Below are 24,446 nucleotides of genomic sequence, written 5' to 3' on the forward strand. Positions count from 1 at the left end.
GCTGCGGCAGCAGTGCCCCACGCGAGTGGATCGCTGGTCGTTGGGGTGGCTTGGGCGCGTGGCTGCGAGCGTTTCACCTCCTTGCCGTCAGGCGGAATCGCGGCAGGGTGATGCGGGCGTCCACGGGATCGCAAACGAGTTCGACCGTTGCGTCGATGGCGACCGCCATCGGGTCGCCGCCGAGCAGTGAGCTGATCATCCAGGGGCCCTCCTCCAGTTCCACCAGCAGCACGGCGTACGGCGTGTCCTGCTTGAACGCCGGGCCCGGTGCGCGATACACCACGCTGTACGAATGCACGTGGCCGCGCCCGCTGGCGGCGCGGTGCTCCAGGCGCTCGCTGCCGCAGAGCCGGCAGCGCGACTGCTGGTACACCTGCACCTGGCTGCATACGAGGCAGTGCTGCAACAGCAGCCGGCCGTGCTTCAGTCCGGCCCAGAAGGCCCCGGAGTCCGGGTCCGGTTGCGGCAGCGGCTTGAGGTGGGCATCCCCGGGGTGGATCACAGCGTGGCCTCCGTGCCGAGGATCGTGGTGGCGTTGGTCGCGAAGCCGCCGCCCAGGCTGTGCACGAGGCCGAGTTCGGCGCCGGCCACCTGGCGTTCGCCGCAGCGGCCGCGCAGCTGGTTGACGACCTCGTAAAAATGGAACAGCGCGCCGGGCATACCCGAATGCGCGAACGACAGGAGTCCGCCGTGCGTGTTGCACGGGATGCTTCCGCCGTAGGTCATCTGCCCGTCCTCGACGAAGCGGCCGCCCTCGCCCTTGGGGCAGAAGCCCAGGTCCTCCAGCATCATGATCACGGTGCCGGTGAAGCAGTCGTAGACGCCGGCGACGTCGATGTCCCTCGCGCTGTAGCCGGCCATCGCGTAGGCGCGCTGGCCCGACTGCACAGCGCCGGTGGTCGTCAGCGACGGCATCAGGAAGACATGCTCGTGCGTGTAGCACTCGCCACCACCGAGGATGTACACGGGCCTGGCGACGCCGAGCGACTTCGCCCGCTTTGCCGAAGTGACGATGAAGGCCGCGCCGCCGTCGGAGATCAGCGAGCAATCGAGCTTGTGATAGGGCGTGGTCACCCAGCCCGAGTCCAGTACCTGCCGCACCGTCAGCGGCTCGGTCATCTGCGCGCCCGGCGTACGCCGGGCATGTTCGCGATGCACCACGGCCACCTGGGCGAGCTGTTCCGACGTGGTGCCAAACTCCTTCATGTGGCGCTGCATCGTCATCGCGAAGGTGTTGGCCACCGGAATGCCGAAGGGCATCTCGTACTGCTGGTCGCGGCTCTCGGTCATCGACCGCAATGCGAGCTCGGGCGACAGGCCGGTCAGCAGGCTGTCACCGCCGACCACCAGCACCGTCTCGGCCAGCCCGCCGTGGATGGCGGCGGCGGCGGTGTTGAACATCGTCGCGGCGGTCGCGCCTGAAACCTGCAGCGTGTTGGAGAAGGTTGGCTGGATGCCGAGGTATTCGCTCAGCGCGACGCTGAAGCGGTGGAACGGCGCGGCAAACGCGTGGCAGGCCAGCACGCCGTCGATCTGCGACTTCGGCAGGCCCGCGTCGGCGATGGCCTGGTAAGTGGCGTCCGCGGCCAGGCCCAGCGCACTCCGGCCCGGCACGCGGCCCACCGCGGACAAACCGGCGCCGACGATCGCCGTCTTGCCGCGCAGGCTGTCGCGCCGGGTGGAAGCGTTGGAAAGGGCCATCGACTTGCTCTTGCTCGGGTTGGGGCGGGATCGGGCACTGGACGCACCGTCGCGCGTTGGTACGCTCAATTCTATGCCTGTCTAACGACCGTTTGAATTGGCCAACCCCAGAGGTGGTCGCGCAATCCAACCTCACGGCGTTCCTGCGACGGGTCGGTGTGCCGGACTACGAAGCGCTGGCCGACCGTGCCGACGCCCCACCACGCCTGCCTCGTCTTCCCGCCGCACGCACGCTACTCGCATGGCCGCTTTAGCGCGCCCAGGCTCTCGACTTCTCCACCAGGAAGTCGATCAGCGTGCGGCTCGCCAGGGTCCGGTAGCGGCCGGGCATGCGCAACAAGTACATGCGCGTTCCGAAAACACTCAGCCGCCACTCTTGCAGGCTGGTCACCAAACGCCCTGCAGCGACATCGGCTTCGACGACGTAATCGGGCACGAGCCCGACACCCAGCCCCGCAAGAACCGCCTCCCGCAGGAACTGGAAGTTCTCGGACGCAAGCGTCGGGTGCAGCGTCATCTCACGGCGCTCGCCGTCACGATACGCGGACAACCGCAAGTCGCGGCCGCTCACGGCAGACGTAATCAGGGGGCGTCCACCAACTCCTCCAACACGGTGGGCACCGGACGCGTACGCGCATAGTCCGTCGACGCGCAGATGGCGTACCGCACGCGCGCAAGCTCCACTGCCACGGTTTGCTCCGGCGGCTCGGACATCACACGCACGGCGACGTCCACCTCTTCCCGCAGCAGGTCGTCGATGCGATTCTCGAAGCGAAGGTCCAGCGAGACCTCCGGATAGCGGCGCTTGAACTCGATCAGCCAGGGAGACATCACGAGCTGCCCGAATCCCGTCGGCACACTGAGACGCACGGAACCGTGCATTCCCTTGCCGAGCATGGCCACTGGTTCGCGCGCTGCCATCACCTCGTCTCGAATCACCCGCCCGTGTCGGTACAGGCGCTGCCCCACTTCCGTCAGCTGCACGCGGCGCGTCGTGCGGCGCAGCAACTCGAAGCCCACCGACGTTTCCAGTTGCCGCAGGTGATAGCTGATGTTGGCGCGGCTCATCTTGAGATTGCGCGCGGCGCGGCTGAGGTTGCCGGCATCGGCGATGTCGACGAAGAGGGCGAGAGATTGCGCGTCCATTCGACTGTCAAAAATCCTTTGACGGATTGTTCATGTCTGCTGTGATTGTCAAGCGCGATCGCAGTCCCAACAATGGCGGCTCCTCCACAAGGAACGGCATGGCACTCGACGACGACACCTTCCATCTGCTCAAGGGCAGCGTGCAGCGCTTCATCCAGGACCGGCTGGTCCCGGCGGAGGACCAGGTCGAGGAGCACGACGAAGTGCCGCCAGAGATCGTCAGCGACATGAAGGAACTCGGCCTGTTCGGGATCTCCATTCCGGAGGAGTACGGCGGCATCGGCCTGTCGATGGCGCAGGAGTGCGAGGTTGCCCACGAACTGGGGCAGACGGCGCTGGCCTTCCGTTCCGTCGTCGGCACCAACATCGGCATCGGCTCACAAGGCATCCTCATGGACGGCACCCCTGAGCAGAAGCGTGAGTACCTGCCCCGCATCGCCAGCGGTGACCTGGTGGTGTCGTTCGCCTTGACCGAACCCGACGCCGGGTCCGACGCAGCCTCCATCAAGACCCGCGGCGTCAGGGAGGGCAACGAATACGTCCTGAACGGGACCAAGCGCTTCATCACGAATGCGCCGCGGGCCGGAGCGTTCACGCTGATGGCGCGCACCGAGGGCCCGGGCCCGGGCGGCATCACTGCTTTCATCGTTCCTGCCGGTTCGCCGGGGTTGACGCTCGGGAAGCCCGATCGGAAGATGGGCCAGCGAGGCACGAAGACCTGTGACGTAAACCTGGACAATGTCCGGGTCGCGGCGCAGAACATCATCGGCGGGCAGCCTGGCAAGGGCTTCAAGACCGCCATGAAGGTGCTGGACCGGGGCCGCCTCCACATCTCCGCCATTGCCTGCGGCATGGCCCGCCGCATCCTGCAGGAGAGCGTGGCCTATGCGCAGCAGCGCAAGCAGTTCGGCCAGAGGATCGGCGACTTCCAGCTGGTGCAGGCCATGCTCGCCGACAGCCAGGCCGAACTTCTCGCCGGCTGGTCGCTGGCGCAGCAGGTGGCACGCCGCTACGACGCCAAGCCGTTCGGCGTGACGGACCCGGAGGTGAGCATGCAGGCTTCGTGCGCCAAGATGTTCACGACCGAGATGGTCGGCAGGGTCGCCGACCGCGGCGTGCAGGTCCACGGCGGCGCCGGGTACATCAACGAATACAAGGTCGAACGCTTCTACCGCGACGTGCGCCTGCTGCGCCTGTACGAGGGCACCACCCAGATCCAGCAGATGGTCATCGGCAAGCATCTGATGCGGGAGGCATGAGTGTCCGGGCGCTCATTCCGGGGCGCGCGAGACCTTCACAGCGCAATGTGAAGCGGCAATGAGGTCTCCTTCCGGCCCGAGCAATCTTCCACTGCAAAAAGCGATGCTGCGACCACGGCGTTCCACCAGCGCCTCGACCCGGATCCGGGTACCGCTTTGCGCTTCGCTGGTGAAGTTGATCGAGAGCATCACCGTCGCGCCGCCGGCAAGGGCAGAGTCTTCATCCAGGGTGATGGCCGCATAGACACACGCGGCGTCCAGCAGGCCCGAGATCATTCCGCCGTGCAGGGTCCCGCGCCGGTTGCAGTGCCGCGGGTGAACCTCCAGTTCCAGCACGCACCCGTCCTGGCGCAGCTCGACGAGCTCGACTTCCAGCATCTCCAGGAACGGGCTGTCCATGGTCCTTGTGTTCATCGCACTGCTCCCGGATCGTTGCGAACCAGTTGGCTATGTACTCCACCCGCACCGACTCTTCGGCGGGCGTGGTTGACGCTGGTCTGTGCCTGCATCATAATGAAATTACGGCTAACGAAATGAAATTGCCGGGCAGTTTGTTTAGGAGCGCGTATGAAGAAAGTTGTCCGCCTGGGTGCGGGTTCCGGGTTCTGGGGCGATGCGATGGATCCGGCCGTGGAGTTGCTCGAGCGCGGTGAGCTCGACTACCTGTGTTTCGATTTCCTCGCCGAACTCACGATGGCGCTGCTGCAGCGGCAGAAGCTCAAGAACCCGCAAATGGGTTACGTGCCCGACGCGGTCACGTACATGAACACCATGCTGAAGACGGCGCGGGATCGTGGCACGAAGCTGATCTCCAACGGTGGTGGCGTGAATCCCCGGGCCGCCGCGGAGCGGATCGCCGAGGGAGCGCGGGCCGCCGGCCTGCAGGGCACGCGGGTCGCGCTGGTCGAAGGCGACGACCTGCTGCACAAGCTCGACGAGCTCATCGCGCAACGCGTTCCCATGGTGAACATGGACACCGGCGACAGCGACTTCGCGGCCATCCGCTCCCGTGTGGTGTCGGCGAACGTCTACACGGACAGCACCGGCATCGTCGAGGGCCTCGCGGGTGGCGCCGACGTGGTGATCGCGGGCCGGGTGTCCGACAACGCGGTGTACGTGGGGCCGCTGGCCCACGAATTCGGCTGGACCCGCGATGCCGCGCACGTGAACCGCTTCGCTTCCGGCGTCACGCTGGGACACATCGTCGAATGCGCGTCTGCCTGCACCGGCGGCATGTCCTCCCGCTTCGCCGAAATGCCGAACATGGGCCGCGTCGGCTTTCCCATCGTGGAGTTTTCTGCCGACGGCAGCGCCGAGGTCACGAAGCTGAAAGGCACGGGTGGCCGGGTCGACCTGTTCACGATCAAGGAGCACCTGGTCTACGAGATCGCCGACCCGCGCAGTTACCTGATGCCGGACGCCGTGGCGGACTTCACCTCGCTCAAGCTGGAACAGGTCGGCGAGGACCGGGTCCGCGTGAGCGGCATCACCGGCCGCCCTGCCCCCGACATGCTGAAGCTGGTGGTCGGCTACCAGGACGGCTGGATCGGTGAGAGCATGGCCTTTTTCCCCTGGCCCAATGCCTATGACCGCGCCCTGAAAGCCAGGCAGACCATGCTGGAGCGCTTCGAGCGCATGGGCCTCGAGGCCTCGCAAGTGCATTTCGATTTCATCGGCGTGAACATGCTTCACGGCCCCGGGGCACCGAAGCCCGACCCGGCGGTGGCCAACCAGTTGCCGGAGGTGGGGCTGCGCTGCGCCGTCCGCACCCGCACGGCGGAAGAGGCGGACAAGGTGCGACGCGCCGGTTCGCACCTGTGGATCATGGGCCCGGGGGGCACCTCGTTCGGCACACCGATGAAGCCGCGGCCGGTGATCTCGCTCTGGCCGACGTTGATCCCGCGGTCCTTCGTCGAGCAGAAGACCGAAATCCTGGTGAGCTGAGGAGAAGAACATGACGAAGATCGTTCGAGACATCGCGTACGTGCGCTCCGGCGACAAGGGCGACGTGTGCACGGCCGGCGTGATCGCGCGCACGCCCGCCGACTATGCAGTCCTGAAGGCCAGCGTGACACCGGCTGCCGTGAAATCCCTTTACGGAGACTGGGTGCGCGGCGATGTCCATTGCTACCCGATGGACAACATCGAAGCGGTGGTCGTGGTGATGGAGCGCGCCCTCGGCGGCGGCGCAACGAAGACCCTCCGCCTGGACCAGACCGGCAAGTCACTGGGCTACGCCCTGCTGCGCCTGCCGGTCGTGGACTGACGATGGCCGTCCTGCGTTCCTCCCTGCGCACGACGGATCCGGCGTACGCAGCCAACAGCGCGGCCTACGCCAGGCTGCAGGAGCAGGTCTCCGTCGCCCGCAGCGCCGCCATTGCGGGCGGTGGCAGCCAGGCGAGCCAGGCCCACCTCAAGCGCGACAAGCTGCTGCCGCGCCACCGCATCAACGTCCTGCTCGACCCCGGCACTCCGTTCCTGGAGATCGGGCAGCTGGCGGCGCACGGCCTGTACGAAGGTGCCGTGCCGAGCGCCGGCATCATCACCGGCATCGGCATCGTGGAAGGCCGGCCGTGCATGGTCATGGCCAACGACGCCACGGTGAAGGGTGGAACCTACTATCCGCTCACCATCAAGAAGCAGGTCCGGGCCCAGGCCATCGCGCGCGAGAACGGCCTGCCCTGCATCTACCTGGTGGACTCGGGCGGGGCCTTCCTGCCGCTGCAGGAAGACATCTTCCCGGACGAGAACCACTTCGGCCGCATCTTCCGCAACATCGCCGAGATGTCCTCCATGGGCCTGAAGCAGATTGCGGCGGTGATGGGCCAGTGCACGGCGGGTGGCGCATACATCCCCGCCATGTGCGATGAAACGATCATCGTCCAGGGCAACGGCACCATCTACCTGGGCGGGCCGCAACTGGTCCAGGCCGCCACCGGGGAAATCGTCGACCACCAGACGCTCGGTGGAGCCGACGTCCACACGCGGATGTCCGGCGTGGCGGACCACCTGGCGCGCGACGAACTCCACGCCCTCTCGACCGTGCGCGAGATCGTGGCCCGCCCTGGTCCCGGCCGCATCGCCCGCCCGCCGATGGCGCCAGTCGAACCTTTGTACGCGGCATCCGAACTGCCCGGCCTGATTCCGGAAAACCCGAAGCAGCCGATTCCCGCCCGCGAGATCCTGGCCCGTATCCTGGACGGCAGCGAACTGAACGAGTACCGGGAGCGCTATGGCAGCACCCTGATCTGCGGCACCGGTGCCATCGGGGGCTATCCCGTAGGTGTCCTGATCAACGACGGCGTCCTCTTCAGCGAGAGCGCCCAGAAGGCCGCGAACTTCATCGAGCTTTGCAGCCAGAGCGCCATTCCGCTGGTGTTCCTGCACAACATCAGCGGCTTCATGGTCGGCGTGAGCTACGAGCAAGGCGGCATCGCCAAGGACGGGGCGAAGATGGTCAACGCGGTGTCGACGTCGCGCGTGCCCAAGTTCAGCGTCATCGTCGGCGGCAGCTACGGTGCCGGCGCTTATGCGATGTGCGGCCGGGCTTTCGGGCCGCGGCTGATGGCCGTGTGGCCGAACGCCCGCACCTCGGTGATGGGCGGCGAACAGGCGGGGACCGTCCTGGCGCTGGTGCGCGAAGAGCAGATGGCCCGCAAGGGCCAGCAGTTCACGGCCGAGGACGCTGAGGCGTACAAGCAGCCGATCCGCGAGCGCTATGCCGCTGACAGCACGGCGGTCAATGCCGCTTCCAAGCTTTGGGTGGATGCAGTGATCGAGCCGGCCGACACGCGGGCGTGGCTGGCCATGGGCCTTTCACTCGCCGCGGGGTCCCCGCAACAGGAAACGCGTTTCGGCGTTTTCAGGATGTAAGCATGTTCAAGCGTGTCTTGATTGCCAACCGTGGCGAGATCGCCTGCCGCATCGCCCGCACCTGCCGGGCGATGGGCATCGAATATGTGGGCGTCCATACCGACGTCGACGCAGCAGCACCTCACCTCGAGGGAACTGCGGCGCGAATCCGGATCGGAACCGGGCCGGCGGCGCAAAGCTACCTGGACATCGAGCGCATCATCGCGGCCGCGCTCGACACCGGCTGCGACGCCGTGCACCCGGGCTACGGATTCCTGTCGGAAAACAGCAGGTTCGCGGCGGCGGTCGCTGCGGCCGGCCTGACCTTCGTGGGCCCGAAGCCGGAGACGATAGCCGCCCTGGGGGACAAGGCGCGCGCGAAGGCGCTCATGGAAGCGGCAAGCGTCCCCGTGGTACCGGGTGGCGGCGACGCCAGCGACGACCCGGAGACCGTCGAGGCGATGGTCCGCAGGGTCGGCTTTCCGGTGCTGCTCAAGCCCAGTGCCGGCGGCGGCGGCAAGGGCATGCGCGTGATCGTGGATGCCTCGGAAGTGCGGGAGGCAGTCGCCTCCGCGATCCGCGTTGCACGCAGCAGTTTCGGCGACGGCCGCCTGATCGTCGAAAGGTTCATCGAACAGCCGCGCCACATCGAAGTACAGGTTTTCGGTGACAGTCACGGGAATGTGGTGCACCTGTTCGAACGCGAGTGTTCGCTGCAGCGCCGCCACCAGAAGGTGGTGGAGGAGGCACCCGCTCCGAACCTGCCGGAGCAGGTGCGCAGCCGGCTGGTCGAGGCGGCCGTGCGCGGCGCCCGCAGCGTGGGTTACCTGAACGCGGGCACCTTCGAATTCATCGTCGCACGCGACTTCCAGTTCTACTTCCTGGAGGTGAATACGCGCTTGCAGGTGGAGCACCCGGTGACCGAGGGCATCACCGGGCTCGACCTGGTCGAATGGCAGCTGCGGGTGGCCGCCGGCGAACCCCTGCCGCTGGCGCAGGAGCAGATCCGCTGTGACGGCCATGCCGTGGAATGCCGGATCTATGCGGAAGATCCTGCCCACGATTTCCGGCCGTCGCCCGGCGACGTGGGCGCGGTACGCTGGCCGCGCCACGTCCGCGTGGAGGCCGGGATCGCTGCCGGCGGGGTCGTACCGCCCTTCTACGATCCCATGGTCGCGAAGCTGGTGACGCATGCGCCATCACGCGAGACGGCGCTGTCCCGGATGGTTGCTGCGCTGGACGAAACCGCCCTGGTGGGCCTCACGACCAACATCGGCTATCTGCGCCGCGTCCTGGTGGACGCCGGCGTGCGCGCGGCGCAGGTGCACACCCGCTATCTCGACGAACACGGCAGCCGGTTCGCCGCCAACGGCGGAATCGGCCAGGCAGCTGCGTGTGCAGCCACCATCCGGCCACAGTCGGCCACCGCCAGCCATCCCTGGGCTTCTGCGCACGTCGCGGATCGCGCCAGCCTGGATCCGCAGGCGCCGCTGGGCCGCGTGCATCTGTGGATGGGCGACCAGCACCTGTCGGCCGCCCTGCAGGCGCGCACCGCGGATGGATTTCAGGTGAGCGTCGATGACCAGTCGTGGGACGTGGCTGCTGCGCAGGAGAGCGACGGCTTGCACCAGGGTCGCATCGGCGCCAGCACCTGGTTCGCGCACTGGCGCCAGGGCGTGTGGGAACTGCAGGTCCATGGCGATCGCTTCTCCGTCCAGCCGGCGCGGACCCGGCGCTTCGACGAAGCTGCCACTGCGGGATTGGCCGTGGCGCCGATGTCGGGGACCATTGCCGCGTTGCCCGTGGCGGCGGGCGAACGCGTGGCCGAAGGCGATACCGTCGCCGTGGTGGAAGCCATGAAGATGGAGCACAGGGTCGTCGCGGCGCGCGAGGGGACCGTGCGCGCCCTTGCCTTCCGGGTCGGCGACACGGTCAAGGCCGGAGAGCTGATCGTCGACATCGAGTGACAGGGCGAGACGCGTGCCACTGCTAGACTTGCTGCAAATTTCATTCCGATGATGGCAGTGAATCTTCCGGCACCTCCCGATGACGCGCCCGCGCGTCCCTCGGAAGTCCGTGTGCTTGCGCGCGGTCTGGCGATCCTGCGCGCGTTCGAGCCCGCCAACGAATGGCGGACCAACACGGAACTCGCCACCCTGGCCGAACTGCCGAAACCGACCGTCTCCCGGCTCACGGCCAATCTGACGGAGTCGGGCTACCTGATTTACTCGGCCGAGCGCGCGGCCTACCGCCTGAGCACTTCGGTGCTCGCCCTCGGTTTCATTGCGGCATCGAACCGCAACCTGGTGGTGATCGCCCGGCCGCTCATGCAGGAGTTCGCCGACCAGCACAACCTCTCCGTCGTCCTGGCCTCGCCGGACGGGGGCAGCATGGTGTGCAATGAAGTGGCACACAGCCGGGCCCTGCTGTTCACGCTGCGCGTTCGTGTCGGCTCCCGTTTGCGCATGGGGCAGTCGGCCGTGGGCCGGGCCCTGATCGGGTCCATGGGCGACGCGGAACGAGACCGCGTGCTCGCCAGGCTCGAGGACGCCGACCACGAAACCTGGTCCGTGCTGCAGGGCCAGGTCAAGACGGTGGTGTCCCAGATGCAGCGGCGCGGATATGTCACCGCCGCGGGCACCCTGGAACGCGGAACCAACGGCGTGGCGGTGGTGATCGATACGCCGGACGGGCCGCATGCCTTCGCGCTGGGCTGCGCGGCACCGTCCGGCATCCTGAGCGTGTCGCGCATCGAGAGCGAGGTTGCCCCGGACCTGCTCGCGCTCAAGCGCAGGCTGGAAGCGGAACTGAGCGTGACCGCCCAGGGTCTGGACAACTGATGGTCCGAAAGCGCGACACCCAGGCCTTTGCCCAGCATTCCGACCGCGCGCACGATCCAGGCGCCGAGGTCGATTCCTTGCGCCGCGGCCTGGAACTGCTGCGATTGTTCGATGCCCGGCATCGATCGCTCCACTTGATCGACATCGCGGCGAAGCTCGGCCTGTCGCGCGTGACGGCCGCGAAGCTGATCGCCACGCTCGAGAGCCAGAATTTCCTGCGCCCCTCCAGCAACGGCGACGGCGGCTTCGAACCCCACGTCGCCTGTCTCGCACTGGGGCGTGCCGTCAAGCGCGGCCTGCGGATCGTGCAGGTAGCGCAACCGCGGATGCTGGCGCTGTCGCAGCGTTTCGGCGTGCACGTGACGCTTTCGACCCGCGATCGCCTCCACATGCTCGTGGTGGAGCACGTGGTGCCGAGCGGGCAGGTGCGCATGGGCCTGGACACGGGGGCGCGGCTGCCGATGGTCAATTCGGCGTCGGGCCGTGCCTACCTGGGGGCCCAGCCGGAGCCAGCGCGGAGCAAGTTGCTGACGTTGATCAAGGAAGACCCGAGCCAGGGCGCGTTCCGCCAGGCCAGCGTGGACGCAGCCTTCCGCGAACTCGAGAAGAAAGGGTGGTGCTTCCTCGCATCTCCCGTCACCAGCCAGACGAATTCGATCGCGACGCCAATTCGGGCCGCCGCAACCGCCGATTACGTCCTGACAGCGATGGCAGTGGGTCCGGACATCAAGCACGACCTGCGCGAAGAGGTCGCCCCGGATCTGCTCCACGAGGCCCGGCAGATCGCTTTCGAACTGGGCGCCGCAGGCTAGCCCGTTCCCTTGCCTCGTGCGGCGGGCGAACCTCGCTGCTGCAGCCGTGCCAACACCGCCTCCACCGCCGTGAGGTGTTCCGGCGTGACATGGGCAATGGCCTGGAACGCGGCCGCCAGGTCGAGATGATTGGCAAGCGTGGAGTGCTCCGACTCGCGCAGCAGTCGCTTGGTCATTCGCACTGCCCGCGCAGGATGCCGCGCGATCCGGTTCGCCAGCGCGTGCGCGTGGTCCAGCAGTTCAGCGCCGTCGACGACCTGGGACACGAGGCCCATGCGCAGCGCCGTCTCGGCATCCACGGGATCGGCCGTGAAAGCCATTTGCATCGCGTTGGACCTTCCGACCAGGCGGGGGAGCATCCAGGCGCCGCCATCACCGGGAACGATGCCCAGTTGCACGAAGCTGAACGAGAAGCTTGCGTTGCGGGCGGCCAGCCGAATGTCGCAAAAGCATGCCAGGTCGCAGCCGGCACCATAGGCCGGGCCGTTCACTGCGGCGATCGTCGGGACGTCGATCTCGCTCAAGGCGAGGGGCACTTGGTGCACCGAACGGCGATACCTCTCCTGGATGTCGGCCGCGGTCCCGGCCGAAAAGCCTTCGCGCGCCGCCATCCTGCGAATGTCGCCGCCGGCGCAAAAAGCCGGCCCTTGGCCGGTGATGACGAGCGCGCGCACGCTCGTGTCGGCCTCGACGGACCGGATCTGGCCGGCCAGATCCAGGAACTGCGCCTCGAACGCGAGTCTATTCAGGGTCTCCGGGTGATCGAGCAGGAGGGTGACGACATCACCTTGCCTGCTCGCCTGCACGAACGGGCGGTCGGCCGGTCCGCTCATGCGCCGATCCAGCGTGGCGCCCGCTTTTCGGCGAAGGCGCGCGGCCCTTCGATCGCGTCCTGGCTGGCGTACACGCGCTCGTGAAAGCGCTTGGCCGCCTGGAGCCCTTGCTCGCAGCCGAGGTCCATCGCCGCGCCGACGCTCTTCTTGGCTGCCCAGATCGTCAGCGGCGCATTGGCCGCAATCGCCCGGGCGAGTTCCCGTGCGCGCGCCCGCACCGCGTCGGGGTCCGGCTCGACGTAGTTGACGAAACCGAGCTGGTGGAAGCGCTCGATCGGAATCATCTCGCCGGTGAACATCAGTTCCAGCAGGAACGGCTGCGGCAGCATCCACAGCATCGGCACTCCCCAAGGCGAGCCGCGACCCACCTTGGACTCCGAGATCCCGCCGCGCGTTCCTTGCATGCCCACGCGCAGGTCGCTGTTGGCCGCCAGCACCATGCCGCCGGCGGTGAAGTGGCCCGTCATCGCGGCGATGATCGGCTTGGATACACGCCGCATGCGCTCGTGGAAGGGATCACGCAGCAGCTGCAGCATGTCCTTGCCGGTCTCTGCGCGCACCTTCGCGGCTTCCTTCAGGTCCATGCCGGCCGAGAAGGTGCCGCAGTCGGCCGAGGTGATGATGGCCACGCGAACCGCGTCGTTCGTTTCGACGTCGTCCCAGATCTCGAGCAGCCGCTCGCAGACTGCGAGCGACAGCGCATTGCGCTGGGCGGGACGGTCGATGCAGACCGTCGCCACTCCGTCTTCAATGCCGTAGCGGACCGGCGCTTCCGGGGTACCCGGGATCATGGATGCTGCTCGCCCGTCGTTCATTCCGCCTCGACCCCCGCGGCTTTCACCAGCTTGCCCCAATGCACGCTCTCGGCGCCGATGAACTTGCCGAACTCCGCCGGCGACATCTGGCGCAGCAGTTCGTAGCCGGTCGCATCGATCTGCTTCTGCACGTCCGGGATGGCAAGCACCGCGGCCATTTCACGGTTCAGGCGATCGACCACCGCCTTGGGCGTACCGGCCGGAGCGAACAGGCCGTTCCAGTTGCCGATCTCGAACCCGGGCAGCACTTCCTTCATCGCGGGCACGCCGGGCAGCTTTGCCGAGCGTTCCGGCGTGACACCCAGCGCCTTCAGCTTGCCGGCGCGGATGTGCTCGAGGCCGGTGGTGAAATCGATGAACATCATCTGCGTCTGGCCGCCGAGAAGGTCGGTGACGGCCTGGCCGTAAGCCTTGTACGGAACCTCCACCAGGTTGGTCTTCGTCATGACGCGGAACGTGCTGCCCGTGATGCGGGTGGTGCTGTTGGCGTACGGGAAGGAAATCTTGCCGGGATGCGAGCGCGCGTAGGCAATCAGCTCGGGCACGGTGTTGACCGGCAAGGAGGGATTGACCACCAGCACGTGCGGCACGCCACCGACGATCGCCACCGGGGTGAAGTCCTTTTCCCCGTCGTAAGGCAGCTTCTTGAAGAAGTACTGGTTGGCCACCTGCGTCGTATTGGTTCCGAACAGGAGCGTGTAGCCATCCGGCACGGCCCTGGCGGCGAACCCCGTCCCGATCAGGCCGGTGGCGCCCGGCTTGTTGTCGACGATGACGGATTGGCCGAGGCGCTTGGCCAGGGGGCCCACGATCACCCGCAGGATCGCGTCCGTGGGGCTCCCGGCAGCGAAGGGAAGGACGATCTTGAGCGGCTGGGTCGGATACGCGGCCTGGGCGGACGCCTTGCCGCCGATGCCCAGCATCGCGGCAAAGGACAGCGCGACGGCAGCGAGGGTCTTGGATTGCATGGATTTGTCTTCTTGGTCTTTGGGTTGACGGGAACGTGACTCAGGCGGAAGGCCGCGTTTTCACCATGCGCAGCGGGTTGTACGTGAGAACCACTTCGCCGCGTTGGTTGACGACCTTGTTGGAGGTGCGCAGCAGCCCACGGTCCGCCTTGCTGGTCGCACGCGCCTCGACGACTTCGCATTCGACGTGGATGGTGTCGCCCGCGGTGGTCGGCTTGTGGACCTTCACATCGGCTTCGAGGAAGGCCATGCCGGTGCGCTGCATGGTGCTTTGCATCAGCAGCCCCTCCGCGGTGCAGAACACCAGGGAGCCAGGCACCGGCCTCGAGCCGATCACCGACACCTCCTTGATGTATTCGACGTTGGTGAACATCTCTTCCACCATGCCGACGGCGGCCACGTACATGGCGATGTCTGCTTCCGTGATGGTCTTGCCCAGCGTGCGGAAGCGGTCGCCGACCTCGACGTCGTTCCAGTAGAGGCCGATCCCCATGATCTGGAGCCCGTTCTTGTCCTTCAGGATGGGTGTTTTCATTCGATCCGCCGTGGTGTTGTGAGAAGGCGCGCTACAGCACGCAGCTGCCGCGGTTCGTCCGCGTCGAGCTCTTTCAAAATGAAATTAGATCTTCCAGATTGAAATTACAGCGCGGCCGGATGAAGTTGTCAAGCGGACTTCCAAACGGCCGCTCGCGAGCGGGTCGCGCTTGACAGTGCATGGCGACGCTGCTTTAATTCCACTTCGACGAGTTATATTTCGTTTTGAATCGATCGAACCGCGCGGTGCGCGTGAGTGAAAAGGAACAGCGAAGATGATGAATCTCCCGTACGGGGAACTCGCGATCGGGCAGCGGGCCCGCTCGCGCGGCCGCACCATCACCGAGACCGATGTGGTCAATTTCTGCGGGCTGACCGGCAACTGGCTGGAGATCCACGCCAATGCCGAATTCGCCAAGCAGTCCATGTTCGGCCAGCGGGTGGTGCAGGGAGGGCTGGTGTTCGTCATCAGCAACGCGCTGTTCGGCTTCGACTCCTCGGTCGTCGAGGCGTTCTACGGCGTCGACAAGCTGCGCTTCCTCAAGCCCACGTTCATCGGCGACACCCTGCACGCGGAAAGCGAAATCATCGCCATGCGCGACAAGGGCGACAAGCACGGCGTGGTGACCGCCCAGCTGTGGGCGGTGAACCAGCGCTCGGAGCGGGTCTTGAGCTGCGAGTTCACGCTGCTGATCCGCCGCGAGCGCCTCATCGTCGAGTGACACCCCATCCTGGAGACAAGCGAAGCCATGAATTTTCTGACGCCGGAACAGCAACTGTGGAAAGACACCGTCGACCGCGTGATGCAGGACGAGATCACGCGCGAGTACGTGCGCGAGTGCGACATCCATCGCAACTACCCGTACGAAGCCTATGAGAAGGTGGCCCGCATGGGCTGGCTGCGGCTGCTGGTTCCGGAGGAGAACGGCGGCGACGGCGGCAGCATCTTCGACTACGCGCTGATGTGCGAGGGCCTTGCGCGCTACGGCTTCGACTTCGCCACCGCCTTCATGGTGTCGACGTTCACCGCCATGAACATCTGCAAGTTCGGCACGCGCGAGCAGCAGGAGCGCTTCCTGCCGGCCTTCATGAAGGGCGACATCCGCTTCTCGATCTCCATCTCCGAGCCGTCTGCCGGCTCCGACGCGGCCAACACCCGCACCCGCTCGGAGGAGACGCCCGAGGGCTGGCGCATCACCGGCCAGAAGCTGTGGTGCTCCGGCGCCGCCGCGCGCAACACGGTGATCGCGATGCTCACGCGCAGCGACAAGGCCGCGGCCAAGCACAAGGGCCTGACCGTGCTGCTCGTGCCCAACGACACGCCGGGTCTGGACATCCGCCGCCTGCCCACCATGGCGCGCCGCGCCACCGGCACGACCGAGATCTTCGCCGACGGCGCGGTGGTGCCGTCCGCGAACCTGCTGGGCCAGCCGGGCGACGGGTGGAAGATCATCACCGACCACCTGGAGCTCGAACGCATCGCCGTCTCGGCCGCCTACGTGGGCAACGCGCAGCAGGCAGTGACCGATGCGCTGAAATACGCGCACGACCGCATCCAGTTCGACAAGCCGATCTACGACTTCCAGGTGATCCGCCACATGCTGGCGGACATGCAGACCGCGGTGGACGCCGCGCGGCTGATGGTGTACCGCGCCGCCGACATCGCCTCGCGCGGCGAGCCCTGCCAGCGCGAGGTGTCGATGGCCAAGCTGATGGCCTCCGAGACGCTGCAGACCGTCACCCGCAACGGCATGCAGATCCTGGGCGGCCACAGCATGCTGCCCGAAGCGGACATGGAGCGCTACTTCCGCGAGGGTATGCAGTCCACCATCGGCGGCGGCACCTCGCAGATCCAGCGCACCCTGATCGCCAAGTCGCTGAGCCTGTGACCGCGCCGACCGCGTCCATGACCCCCCCCGCAGCCCCGCTGGCCGGCGTGCGCGTGCTGGACCTCACGCGCATCCTGGCGGGCCCCTGGGCAACCCAGAACCTGGCCGACCTCGGCGCCGAGGTCATCAAGATCGAGCACCCGAATGGCGGCGACGATACGCGCCAGATGGGCCCACCCTTCGTGCGCGACCAGCACTCCGGCGAGCTCGGCGACGCCGCCTACTTCCTGGCAGCCAACCGCGGCAAGCAGTCGGTGGCCATCGACATCGCCACGCCCGAGGGCCAGAAACTGGTGCGAGCGCTCGCCGCACGCTGCGACATCCTGGTGGAGAACTTCAAGGTCGGCGGCCTGGCTCGCTATGGCCTGGACTACGCCACGCTGCACGCCGAACTGCCGCGGCTCGTGTACTGCTCGATCACCGGCTTCGGCCAGACCGGGCCCTATAGCCAGCGCGCCGGCTACGACTACCTGATCCAGGGCATGGGTGGTCTCATGAGCGTCACCGGCGAGCCCGACGACAAGCCCGGCGGCGGGCCGCAGCGCGCGGGCGTCGCCTTGGCCGACGTGATCTCCGGCATGTATGCCGCCCTCGGCATCCTCGCGGCGATGCGCCACCGCGACGTCACCGGCGTCGGCCAACACCTGGACATCGGGATGCTGGACGTGCAGGTGGCGGTGCTCGTCAACCAGTCGATGAACTACCTCACGACCGGCAAGGCACCCGTCCGCATGGGCAACGGCCACCCCAACATCGTGCCGTACCAGTACTTCCCGGCGAGCGACGGCCAGTTCATCCTGGCCGTCGGCAACGACGGCCAGTTCCGCCGCGCCATGCAGGTGCTGGGGCTGGAAGCCGAGGCGGCCGACCCGCGGTTCACCACCATCGCGCTGCGGGTGGCCAACCGCGACGCCCTGCTGCCGCTGATGATAGCGCGCACCCGCACCCGCACCGTCGATGAATGGGTGGCGGCCATGGAGGAGGTGGACGTGCCCTGCGGCCCGATCAACACGATCGACCGGGTGTTCGCCGACCCGCAGGTCAAGGCCCGCGGCATGCAGCTGACACTGGCGCACAAGCGCGCCGGCGAGATCCCCTCCGTGGCCAACCCGATGCGCTTCTCGGAAACGCCGATCCGCTACGAGAACGCCCCGCCGCTGCTCGGCCAGCACACCCGCGACGTGCTGCGTCGCGTGCTGGGGGCGAGCGACGCCCAGATCGAGGAATGGATCGCGCAAGGCTTCGTCAAGGAGACACCATGAGCAAGGCCCCTTCGGAGACCGGCCAGCAGACGGGCTGGGACGCCACACCCCTGATGGGCATGGGCCTGCACTGGGACGACGTCAAGGTGGGGCAGCGCTTCCGCACGCTGGCGCGCACCATCACCGAGGCGGACATCACGCTGTTCGTCGGCGTGACCGGGATGGTCGAGGAGATGTTCACCAACCTGGAGTACATCCGCGCGGAGTCGCGGATCGGCGCGCGTCCAGCGCCCGGGTCGCTCGTATTCTGCATCTCCGAAGGCTTGCTGATGCAATCGACCATGCAGCGCACCGGCATGGCCTTCCTCGAGTGCGACCTGCGCATCCTGAAGCCCACGATGGCCGGCGACACCATCCACGTGCAGGCGGAAGTGGTGGAGGCGCGCGCCACGAGCAAGCCGGGGCGCGGGCTGATGCGCACCTTCAACCGGGTCGTCAACCAGCGGGGCGAACTCGTGGCCACCTACAACCCGCTGCGCATGGTCAAGGGACGCGAACACACCGTGGCGTGAGCCCTGCCGCACAACCTCCAGGAGACAAACCGTGAACGTCCGCACCCCCTTGCGCCGCCTGCTGGCAGGCACCGCGCTGTTCGCCGCCGCTTGCGCGTCGCTCGCGCAGACCGCCGCCGGCTTCCCCAACCGGCCGATGCGCATCGTCGTGCCTTTCGCGGCCGGCACCACCACCGACCAGGCGGCCCGCTACATCGGCCAGAAGATCACCGACCAATACAAGCAGCCGGTGATCGTGGAGAACAGGGCCGGCGCCAACGGCTTCATCGCCCTGCAGTACCTGCTGGGTCTGCCGGCCGACGGCTACACCTTCACGATCGGCACCAACACCACGCACGCGGCCAACAGCGCGCTGTTCAGGAAGCTGCCCTACGACCCGGTGGCCGATTTCGTGCCACTGTCCGGCGTGACCATCGGCGGCGTGGTGCTGGTCGTGGCGCCGAGCACGCCCGCGAACAACGTGCAGGAGCTGATCGCCTTGGCGAAGAGCAAGAAGATGACTTTCGGCAGTGGCAACTCCTCCTCCCGCGCCGGCGGCGAGGTGCTGCGCGAACTGGCCGCCGTCGACCTGCTGCACGTACCGTACAAGGCGCTTCCCGCAGCCCTGACGGACCTGGTCGGCGGCCAGATCGACATGGTGTTTGGCGATGCCCCGGCCGTGATGCCGCTGGTGAAGGCGGGCAAGCTGAAGGCACTCGGCGTCTCCACCAGGGAGCGCATGCCCGGCTACGAGGAGATCCCCACCATCGCCGAACAGGGCGTGAAGGGCTACGAGACCAATGGCTGGCTGGCTGCCTTCGCCCCGAAGGGCACGCCGCCCGACATCGCGGACAAGTTGAGCAAGATGATCGCCGACATCATGCGCACGCCCGACGCGGCCAAGTACTTCGGCGCGAACGCCTGGAAGCCGATCCCCTCGACCCGCGACGAACTCGCGGCCTTCCAGAGGGCGGAGCTCGCGCGCTGGGCGCGCCTGGTGAAGAACGCCGGCATCGAGCCGGAGTGATCCGGCAGCCGCGCCCGCGGGGCACGTGAGGACAAGCATGGCGACTCTCGTCGAACAACTGGCCGCGTTCACGCAGGTGCCCTATGCGGACCTGCCGCCGGCCGTGGTGGCCGAAAGCAAGCGGCTGCTGCTGGACTCGATCGGGGCGGCGCTTGCCGCCACCGACTCGCCCAAGGGCCGCATCGGCATCGACTACGGCGGCCTGCAGGGGGCCGAGTGCAGCCCATCGCCCGACCCGTCGACCGCGATGACGGACGCCGAGCTGATCGCCAAGTTCCGCGACAACGCCGAGGGCCGCCTCGCCGCCGGGCAGGCCGATGCGCTTGCCAACGCGGTGTTCGGGCTGGAGGCAGTGCGGGACTTCGGCACGCTGATGGCCCTCACCGTGCCCGCGTGAACCGCGCACCCCGGCGTTGCGCATGACCCTCCCCGGCGCCCCCGTCGCTGCCGCCGACTTCAGCTTCCACGGGCTGATCGGGCCAGGCGACCACATCGTGTGCGGCCAGGCCGCGGCGGAGCCGCTCACGCTCACGCGCAAGCTGGTGGCCGAGGGACCCGGCGTGGCCGAGGCCATGGTGTTCCTGGGCGCGACCATGTCGCGCACCTTCGACGGCGCGCTGCCGGCGGGCCTGCGCTTCCTCTCCTACGGCACCCTCGGCCACAACGCCTCGCTGGCCGACCGCGGCTTGCTGGAAGTGCTGCCGGATCGCTACAGCCGCATCGCGCCCCTGTTCCGGTCCGGCCAGCTGCGCGCGGACGTAGTCCTGCTGCAGCTCGCGCCCGCCCCCGCCGGCCGGCGGCCCAGCCTGGGCCTCGCGCACGACTACTGCGTCGATGCGGCGCGGCGGGCGCGCCTGGTCGTCGCCGAACTCAACCCCGACGTGCCCTGGACGCATGGCGCCGAACTGCCCGAAGACCTTCGGATCGACCACTGGGTGCGGGCCGAAGTGGCGCCGCTGGCGCTGCCGGCTGCCGCCGGCAGCGAGGTGGAGCTCGCGATCGGCCGGCACGTCGCCGGCCTGGTGCCCGATGGCGCGACGCTGCAGGCCGGCTTCGGCAGCCTGCCCGATGCGCTGTTCCTGCAGCTGCGGCAGCACCGCGACCTGGGCCTGCACTCCGGCGTGTTCGGCGACGCCGCCGCCCTGCTGGTGCAGCAGGGCGCGCTCACCAACGCCCGCAAGGGCGTGGACGCCGGCGTGTCGGTGACCAACACGGTCATCGGCAGCGCGGATCTCTATCGCTGGGTCCACGACAACCCCGCGGTGCAAGTGCTCCCCGCCACGTCGACTCATGCCGCCGAAGTGCTGGCACGCGTGCACTGCCTGCACGCCGTCAACGGCGCCCTGCAGGTCGACCTCACGGGCCAGGTCAACAGCGAAGCGGTGGGCGGGCGCCAGCGCGGTGGAATCGGCGGGCTGCTGGATTTCTGCCATGCCGCGCGCCAGTCCGCAAGCGGCGGCCGCGCCATCACCGTGCTGCCGGCCACCGCCGACGGCGGTAGCCGCAGCCGCATCGTCGTCGACCTGGACGGCCCGGCCACCGTGGGCCGGGCCGACGTGGACGTGGTGGTGACGGAGTTCGGCGTGGCTGACCTGCGCCACGCCACGCTGGAACAACGCGCCGAACGCCTGATCGCGATCGCGGCGCCGGCATTTCGCGACAGCTTGCGCCACGCTTGGCGACTATCGACATGGGGACAGAGGGCATGGCATTGAAGGGTGGGCCGCTCGCCGGCGTACGGGTAGTGGAACTGGCGGGCATCGGGCCCGGTCCGATGTGCGGCATGCTGCTGGCCGACATGGGCGCGCAGGTGCTGCTGGTGGAGCGGCTGGAGCCGGCCAACATCGGCATCGAGCGGCCGCGCCGCTACGAGCTGTCGCATCGCGGCAAGCAATCGCTGGCAGTCGACCTGAAGCATGCGGACGGCGTCGCACTGGTGGCCGACCTGGCGGCCGCCGCCGACGTGCTGATCGAGGGCTTCCGTCCCGGCACGATGGAGCGGCTCGGCCTGGGGCCGCAGGCCTGCATGGCCCGCCATCCCGGCCTGGTGTACGGGCGCATGACCGGCTACGGCCAGGACGGCCCGTTGCACGAGGTGGCCGGCCACGACCTGAACTACCTCGCCCTGTCGGGCGCGCTGCACGCGCTCGGCCCGGCGGATGGGAAGCCGGCCGCCCCGCTCAACCTGCTGGCCGACTTTGCGGGCGGCGCCTTGAACCTCGCCTTCGGGATTGCCTGCGCGCTGGTGGAGCGCAACCGCTCGGGTCTGGGACAGGTGATCGACGCCTCGATGGTCGAAGGCGCGGCCTTGCTCATGACCTCGATGTTCGGCATGTACGCGGCGGGCCTGCATACTGCGGCGCGCGGCCACAACCTGCTGGATGGCGGCGCGCCCCACTACGCCACGTATGCGTGCGCGGACGGCGCGTACATCGCCTTCGCCGCCATCGAACCCAAGTTCCGCGCCGTCTTCGCCGAACGCACCGGGCTGCCGCCCGAAGCGCTGGCGCGCCTGGACGACCCCGCCACTTGGCCGAAAGGCCGGGCGATGCTGGCGGAGCTCTTCGCCACCCGCACGCGGCGCGAATGGTGCCAGCTGCTGGAGGACTGCGACGCCTGCGTGACGCCCGTGCTGGACCGCGACGAGGCGCCGCGCCACCCGCATAACGCGGCGCGCGGCAGCTTCGTCGTGCAGGACGGCGTGACCCAGCCCGCCGCTGCGCCGCGCTTCTCGCGCACGCCAGGTGCCGTGGCGGCGGCGCCGCCCACGCGCGGCGCGGGCGGCGAGGCCACGGCCGCCGCCTGGGGCCTTCCCGCGGCGCGGCTGCAAGCGCTGCGCGCCGCCGGTATCATCGGCCCCGACGCCACCGTCTCGTGACGCCATGAGAGAAGATCACGCGATGCCGGCCGCGGACGCGGCCACCGAACCGCCCGCCCTGCCCGCCTGGGCCGAAGCGGCGCGGGCGATGCCAAACCGCAGCGGCTTCCTGGAAATCGACGGCAGTTCCATCCACTACCTCGCCTGGGGCGACGCGGCATTGCCGCCGCTGGTCCTGGTGCACGGCAACGCGGCGAGCGCGGAGTGGTGGCGCTTCGTCGCACCGCTGCTGGCGGCCGACCACCACGTGATCGCACCGGACCTGGGCGGCATGGGCGACAGCAACCATTGCGGCCGCTACGCGCGCGAACGCTATGCCGAGCAGGTGATGGCGGTCGCCGGCGCGCTAGCCCCCGGCCGGCCGCCGGTGGTGGTCGGCCACAGCCTGGGCGGCTACGTGGCGATCATGGCCGGCTGCGCGCACGGCGAGCGCATGGCGGGGCTCGTGGTGCTCGACTCCCCGCCGCGCGAGGTGGACGGCGCCACCTTCTCCTCCTACGTGCAGTCCAGCCCCGTGCCGCGCATCTACCCGGACCGCGCGAGTGCGCTGCGCCGCTTCAGGGTGCTGCCCGACCAGCCGGTCAACTGCGGCTTCTACCTCGAACACATCGCGCAGACGGCGATCAGGCCGGAGGCCGGCGGCTGGCGCTGGAAATTCGACCCCGCCGCGCTCACGCATCCGCGCCGCCTGGACTACGTGGACGACCTTCTGCGCATGCGCTGCCCGGTGGCCCTGATGTGGGGCGGGCTGAGCGAGCGCTTCGGCGCATGGGAGCGCCAGGTGAGTCGTGAGCAGTTCGACGGCCGGCTGCCGCTGGTGGAGATCCCCAACGCGCGGCACCACATCATGCTGGACGAACCGCTCGCCCTTGTCGCGGCGTTGCGGGCGCAACTGGCCAGCTGGAAGGCCGCCCGCACGGGCTGATCGGCGCCGACGTCGACTACTCGAAAGCAGGACGAACGATGGATTTCGCCAAGGAATACGTGGAGCGCTACCTGCGCGAGGTGATGGTCCTGCGCATCGCGCCAGTCAGCCCGCACCTGGCGCTGTGCAACATCCCCGAGAAGGTGCTCGGGCTGCCGAAGTCCTACTGAGGAAGGCGGCCCCGCCGTGCGGGGCCGCGGCGCCTCACTCCAGGGTGGCGCCCGACGCCTTGATGATCGGCTCCCACTTCTCGCGCTCCCTCTTCAGGAGACGCGTGAAGTCGGCGGCCGTTCCGCCGATGGGAATCAGGCCCGCCTCGGTGAACTGCTGCTGCAGCGCCGGCACCTTCATCGCAGCGACCGCGGCGCGCTGCAGCTTCTCGATCACCGGCGCCGGCGTGTGGGCCGGCGCCAGCAGGCCGCCGTAGATCTCCACCTCGTAGCCGGGCACGCCGGCTTCCGCGATCGTCGGCAGCTCGGGGAACATCCGGGAACGGTAAGGGTTGGCCGCGGCAATCGCCCGCACCTTGCCGCCCTTGATCAACTGCGCCGCCACAGCCGTCGAGACGATCGCCGCGTCCACGCGCTCACCCACCAGGTCCAGCATGGCGGGACTCTCGCCCTTGTAAGGCACGTGCGTGAGGTCGGTGCGCGTCACGGACTTGAACAGCTCCATCGCCAGGTGCTGCGGCCCGCCCGAACCGGAGGATGCATAGCTCAGCTTGCGGTCCTTGGCCAGTTGCACGAACTCCTGCACGTTGCGCGCCGGCAGGCCATTGCGCACCACCAGCAGGTGGTCGTAGGTGACCACGTGGCTGATCGCCTGCAGGTCCTTGTCGACCTTGTACGAGAGCTTCGGATCCATGATCGGCCGCAACGTGAGGTTGCCCGCGCCGCCGAACACCAGCGTGTAGCCGTCCGCCGGCGACTTGGCCACCATGTCGGTCCCGATGACGCCGGCGACGCCGGGCTTGTTCTCCACGATCACGCCCTGCCCGAGCAGCTTCGCCATCTCGCCGGCCAGCAGCCGCGCCGACACATCGGTGGCCCCGCCGGGCGGGTACGGCACGACGACGCGCACGGCTTTCTCGGGATAGGTGGACTGCGCGAGCGCCGGGAGGGACACGCCCAGCGAGCAGGTCGCGACGAGTGCGACTAGAGCGGGGAAGTGGCGTCGCTGCATTGCGATGTCCTTGAGTTGGTTGCGATTCTTGG

The 24,446-nt window shown here is 68.2% G+C and carries 24 protein-coding genes and 2 pseudogenes; 17 read left to right on the forward strand and 9 right to left on the reverse strand.

All coding sequences use genetic code 11. The annotated features are described in order from the left end of the window. Nucleotides 1–73: 73 nt before the first annotated feature. The 3 genes and pseudogenes from AC1RDS_RS09020 to AC1RDS_RS09030 all read right to left on the reverse strand — a co-directional run bounded on the left by AC1RDS_RS09020 (nt 74) and on the right by AC1RDS_RS09030 (nt 2,847). Nucleotides 74–502 carry a Zn-ribbon domain-containing OB-fold protein gene (locus tag AC1RDS_RS09020; RefSeq protein ID WP_492226824.1) on the reverse strand — a complete coding sequence of 143 codons (429 nt, stop codon included), beginning with the start codon at nt 500–502 and terminating at the stop codon, nt 74–76. After that, entirely contained in the window at nt 499–1,701 is a 1,203-nt protein-coding gene (locus tag AC1RDS_RS09025; protein ID WP_492226825.1) for a thiolase C-terminal domain-containing protein, read from the reverse strand. The genes AC1RDS_RS09020 and AC1RDS_RS09025 overlap by 4 nt, the downstream gene beginning before the upstream one ends. A gap of 250 nt (nt 1,702–1,951) precedes the next feature. After that, a pseudogene (locus AC1RDS_RS09030) lies at nt 1,952–2,847 on the reverse strand (LysR family transcriptional regulator). Nucleotides 2,848–2,945: 98 nt separating this feature from the next. Between AC1RDS_RS09030 and AC1RDS_RS09035 the strand changes: the two are divergent. Further along, a complete protein-coding gene (locus AC1RDS_RS09035; RefSeq protein WP_492226826.1) occupies nt 2,946–4,106 on the forward strand; it encodes an acyl-CoA dehydrogenase family protein in 1,161 nt (386 codons plus the stop codon). A 12-nt stretch (nt 4,107–4,118) separates the two neighbouring features. Here AC1RDS_RS09035 and AC1RDS_RS09040 read toward each other — a convergent pair whose 3' ends face one another. Beyond that, nucleotides 4,119–4,505, reverse strand: coding sequence for a PaaI family thioesterase (locus AC1RDS_RS09040; RefSeq protein ID WP_492226827.1), 387 nt, complete (start codon nt 4,503–4,505; stop codon nt 4,119–4,121). Between the two features lie 168 nt (nt 4,506–4,673). On the opposite strand from AC1RDS_RS09040, the gene AC1RDS_RS09045 reads away from it, so the two are divergent. The 6 genes from AC1RDS_RS09045 to AC1RDS_RS09070 are packed head-to-tail and all read left to right on the forward strand — an operon-like array spanning nt 4,674 to nt 11,610. After that, nucleotides 4,674–6,050, forward strand: coding sequence for an acyclic terpene utilization AtuA family protein (locus AC1RDS_RS09045; protein WP_492226828.1), 1,377 nt, complete (start codon nt 4,674–4,676; stop codon nt 6,048–6,050). A 10-nt stretch (nt 6,051–6,060) separates the two neighbouring features. Next, nucleotides 6,061–6,372, forward strand: coding sequence for an AtuA-related protein (locus AC1RDS_RS09050; RefSeq protein ID WP_492226829.1), 312 nt, complete (start codon nt 6,061–6,063; stop codon nt 6,370–6,372). Nucleotides 6,373–6,374: 2 nt separating this feature from the next. Continuing rightward, a complete protein-coding gene (locus tag AC1RDS_RS09055) occupies nt 6,375–7,979 on the forward strand; it encodes a carboxyl transferase domain-containing protein (protein ID WP_492226830.1) in 1,605 nt (534 codons plus the stop codon). Between the two features lie 2 nt (nt 7,980–7,981). Further along, a complete protein-coding gene (locus tag AC1RDS_RS09060) occupies nt 7,982–9,925 on the forward strand; it encodes an acetyl/propionyl/methylcrotonyl-CoA carboxylase subunit alpha (protein ID WP_492226831.1) in 1,944 nt (647 codons plus the stop codon). 51 nt (nt 9,926–9,976) lie between these two features. Continuing rightward, entirely contained in the window at nt 9,977–10,798 is an 822-nt protein-coding gene (locus AC1RDS_RS09065) for an IclR family transcriptional regulator (protein WP_492226832.1), read from the forward strand. Further along, the gene (locus tag AC1RDS_RS09070; protein ID WP_492226833.1) at nt 10,798–11,610 is read left to right on the forward strand and encodes an IclR family transcriptional regulator; all 813 of its coding nucleotides are present in this window, start codon (nt 10,798–10,800) and stop codon (nt 11,608–11,610) included. Before AC1RDS_RS09065 ends, AC1RDS_RS09070 begins: the two co-directional genes overlap by 1 nt. Here the strand turns inward: AC1RDS_RS09070 and AC1RDS_RS09075 are convergent. The 4 genes from AC1RDS_RS09075 to AC1RDS_RS09090 are packed head-to-tail and all read right to left on the reverse strand — an operon-like array spanning nt 11,607 to nt 14,761. Beyond that, the gene (locus AC1RDS_RS09075) at nt 11,607–12,443 is read right to left on the reverse strand and encodes an enoyl-CoA hydratase-related protein (protein ID WP_492226834.1); all 837 of its coding nucleotides are present in this window, start codon (nt 12,441–12,443) and stop codon (nt 11,607–11,609) included. The two genes, AC1RDS_RS09070 and AC1RDS_RS09075, sit on opposite strands and share 4 nt — an antisense overlap. After that, a complete protein-coding gene (locus AC1RDS_RS09080; RefSeq protein WP_492226835.1) occupies nt 12,440–13,234 on the reverse strand; it encodes an enoyl-CoA hydratase/isomerase family protein in 795 nt (264 codons plus the stop codon). Before AC1RDS_RS09080 ends, AC1RDS_RS09075 begins: the two co-directional genes overlap by 4 nt. 20 nt (nt 13,235–13,254) lie before the next feature. Further along, the gene (locus AC1RDS_RS09085) at nt 13,255–14,226 is read right to left on the reverse strand and encodes a Bug family tripartite tricarboxylate transporter substrate binding protein (protein ID WP_492226836.1); all 972 of its coding nucleotides are present in this window, start codon (nt 14,224–14,226) and stop codon (nt 13,255–13,257) included. Nucleotides 14,227–14,266: 40 nt separating this feature from the next. Then, nucleotides 14,267–14,761 carry an FAS1-like dehydratase domain-containing protein gene (locus AC1RDS_RS09090; RefSeq protein WP_492226837.1) on the reverse strand — a complete coding sequence of 165 codons (495 nt, stop codon included), beginning with the start codon at nt 14,759–14,761 and terminating at the stop codon, nt 14,267–14,269. Nucleotides 14,762–15,035: 274 nt separating this feature from the next. Between AC1RDS_RS09090 and AC1RDS_RS09095 the strand changes: the two genes are divergently transcribed. The 10 genes and pseudogenes from AC1RDS_RS09095 to AC1RDS_RS09140 form a co-directional block, all read left to right on the forward strand. Then, nucleotides 15,036–15,482: a MaoC/PaaZ C-terminal domain-containing protein gene (locus tag AC1RDS_RS09095; RefSeq protein WP_492226838.1), complete on the forward strand. Its 447-nt coding sequence runs from the start codon at nt 15,036–15,038 to the stop codon at nt 15,480–15,482. A gap of 27 nt (nt 15,483–15,509) precedes the next feature. Next, nucleotides 15,510–16,649 carry an acyl-CoA dehydrogenase family protein gene (locus AC1RDS_RS09100; RefSeq protein WP_492226839.1) on the forward strand — a complete coding sequence of 380 codons (1,140 nt, stop codon included), beginning with the start codon at nt 15,510–15,512 and terminating at the stop codon, nt 16,647–16,649. 17 nt (nt 16,650–16,666) lie between these two features. Then, complete coding sequence (locus tag AC1RDS_RS09105) at nt 16,667–17,911, forward strand: CaiB/BaiF CoA transferase family protein (protein WP_492226840.1); 1,245 nt, start codon at nt 16,667–16,669, stop codon at nt 17,909–17,911. Further along, nucleotides 17,908–18,423, forward strand: coding sequence for an FAS1-like dehydratase domain-containing protein (locus AC1RDS_RS09110; RefSeq protein ID WP_492226841.1), 516 nt, complete (start codon nt 17,908–17,910; stop codon nt 18,421–18,423). The genes AC1RDS_RS09105 and AC1RDS_RS09110 overlap by 4 nt, the downstream gene beginning before the upstream one ends. Before the next feature lie 31 nt (nt 18,424–18,454). After that, nucleotides 18,455–19,429: a Bug family tripartite tricarboxylate transporter substrate binding protein gene (locus tag AC1RDS_RS09115; RefSeq protein ID WP_492226842.1), complete on the forward strand. Its 975-nt coding sequence runs from the start codon at nt 18,455–18,457 to the stop codon at nt 19,427–19,429. Between the two features lie 37 nt (nt 19,430–19,466). After that, nucleotides 19,467–19,826 carry a hypothetical protein gene (locus tag AC1RDS_RS09120; protein ID WP_492226843.1) on the forward strand — a complete coding sequence of 120 codons (360 nt, stop codon included), beginning with the start codon at nt 19,467–19,469 and terminating at the stop codon, nt 19,824–19,826. Nucleotides 19,827–19,848: 22 nt separating this feature from the next. Continuing rightward, nucleotides 19,849–21,144 carry an acetyl-CoA hydrolase/transferase family protein gene (locus AC1RDS_RS09125; protein WP_492226844.1) on the forward strand — a complete coding sequence of 432 codons (1,296 nt, stop codon included), beginning with the start codon at nt 19,849–19,851 and terminating at the stop codon, nt 21,142–21,144. After that, nucleotides 21,135–22,307, forward strand: a complete 1,173-nt coding sequence (locus tag AC1RDS_RS09130; protein WP_492226845.1) for a CaiB/BaiF CoA transferase family protein — start codon at nt 21,135–21,137, stop codon at nt 22,305–22,307. Before AC1RDS_RS09125 ends, AC1RDS_RS09130 begins: the two co-directional genes overlap by 10 nt. A gap of 4 nt (nt 22,308–22,311) precedes the next feature. Beyond that, on the forward strand, nt 22,312–23,232 hold the full coding sequence (locus AC1RDS_RS09135) for an alpha/beta fold hydrolase (RefSeq protein WP_492226846.1): 921 nt from the start codon (nt 22,312–22,314) through the stop codon (nt 23,230–23,232). Nucleotides 23,233–23,270: 38 nt separating this feature from the next. Next, nucleotides 23,271–23,402, forward strand: a pseudogene (locus tag AC1RDS_RS09140) (acyl-CoA dehydrogenase family protein); the annotation flags it as partial. A 34-nt stretch (nt 23,403–23,436) separates the two neighbouring features. Here the strand turns inward: AC1RDS_RS09140 and AC1RDS_RS09145 are convergent. Continuing rightward, entirely contained in the window at nt 23,437–24,414 is a 978-nt protein-coding gene (locus AC1RDS_RS09145; protein ID WP_492226847.1) for a Bug family tripartite tricarboxylate transporter substrate binding protein, read from the reverse strand. Nucleotides 24,415–24,446 lie beyond the last annotated feature (32 nt).

Source organism: Acidovorax sp. GW823-FHT02H02, from assembly GCF_058797075.1.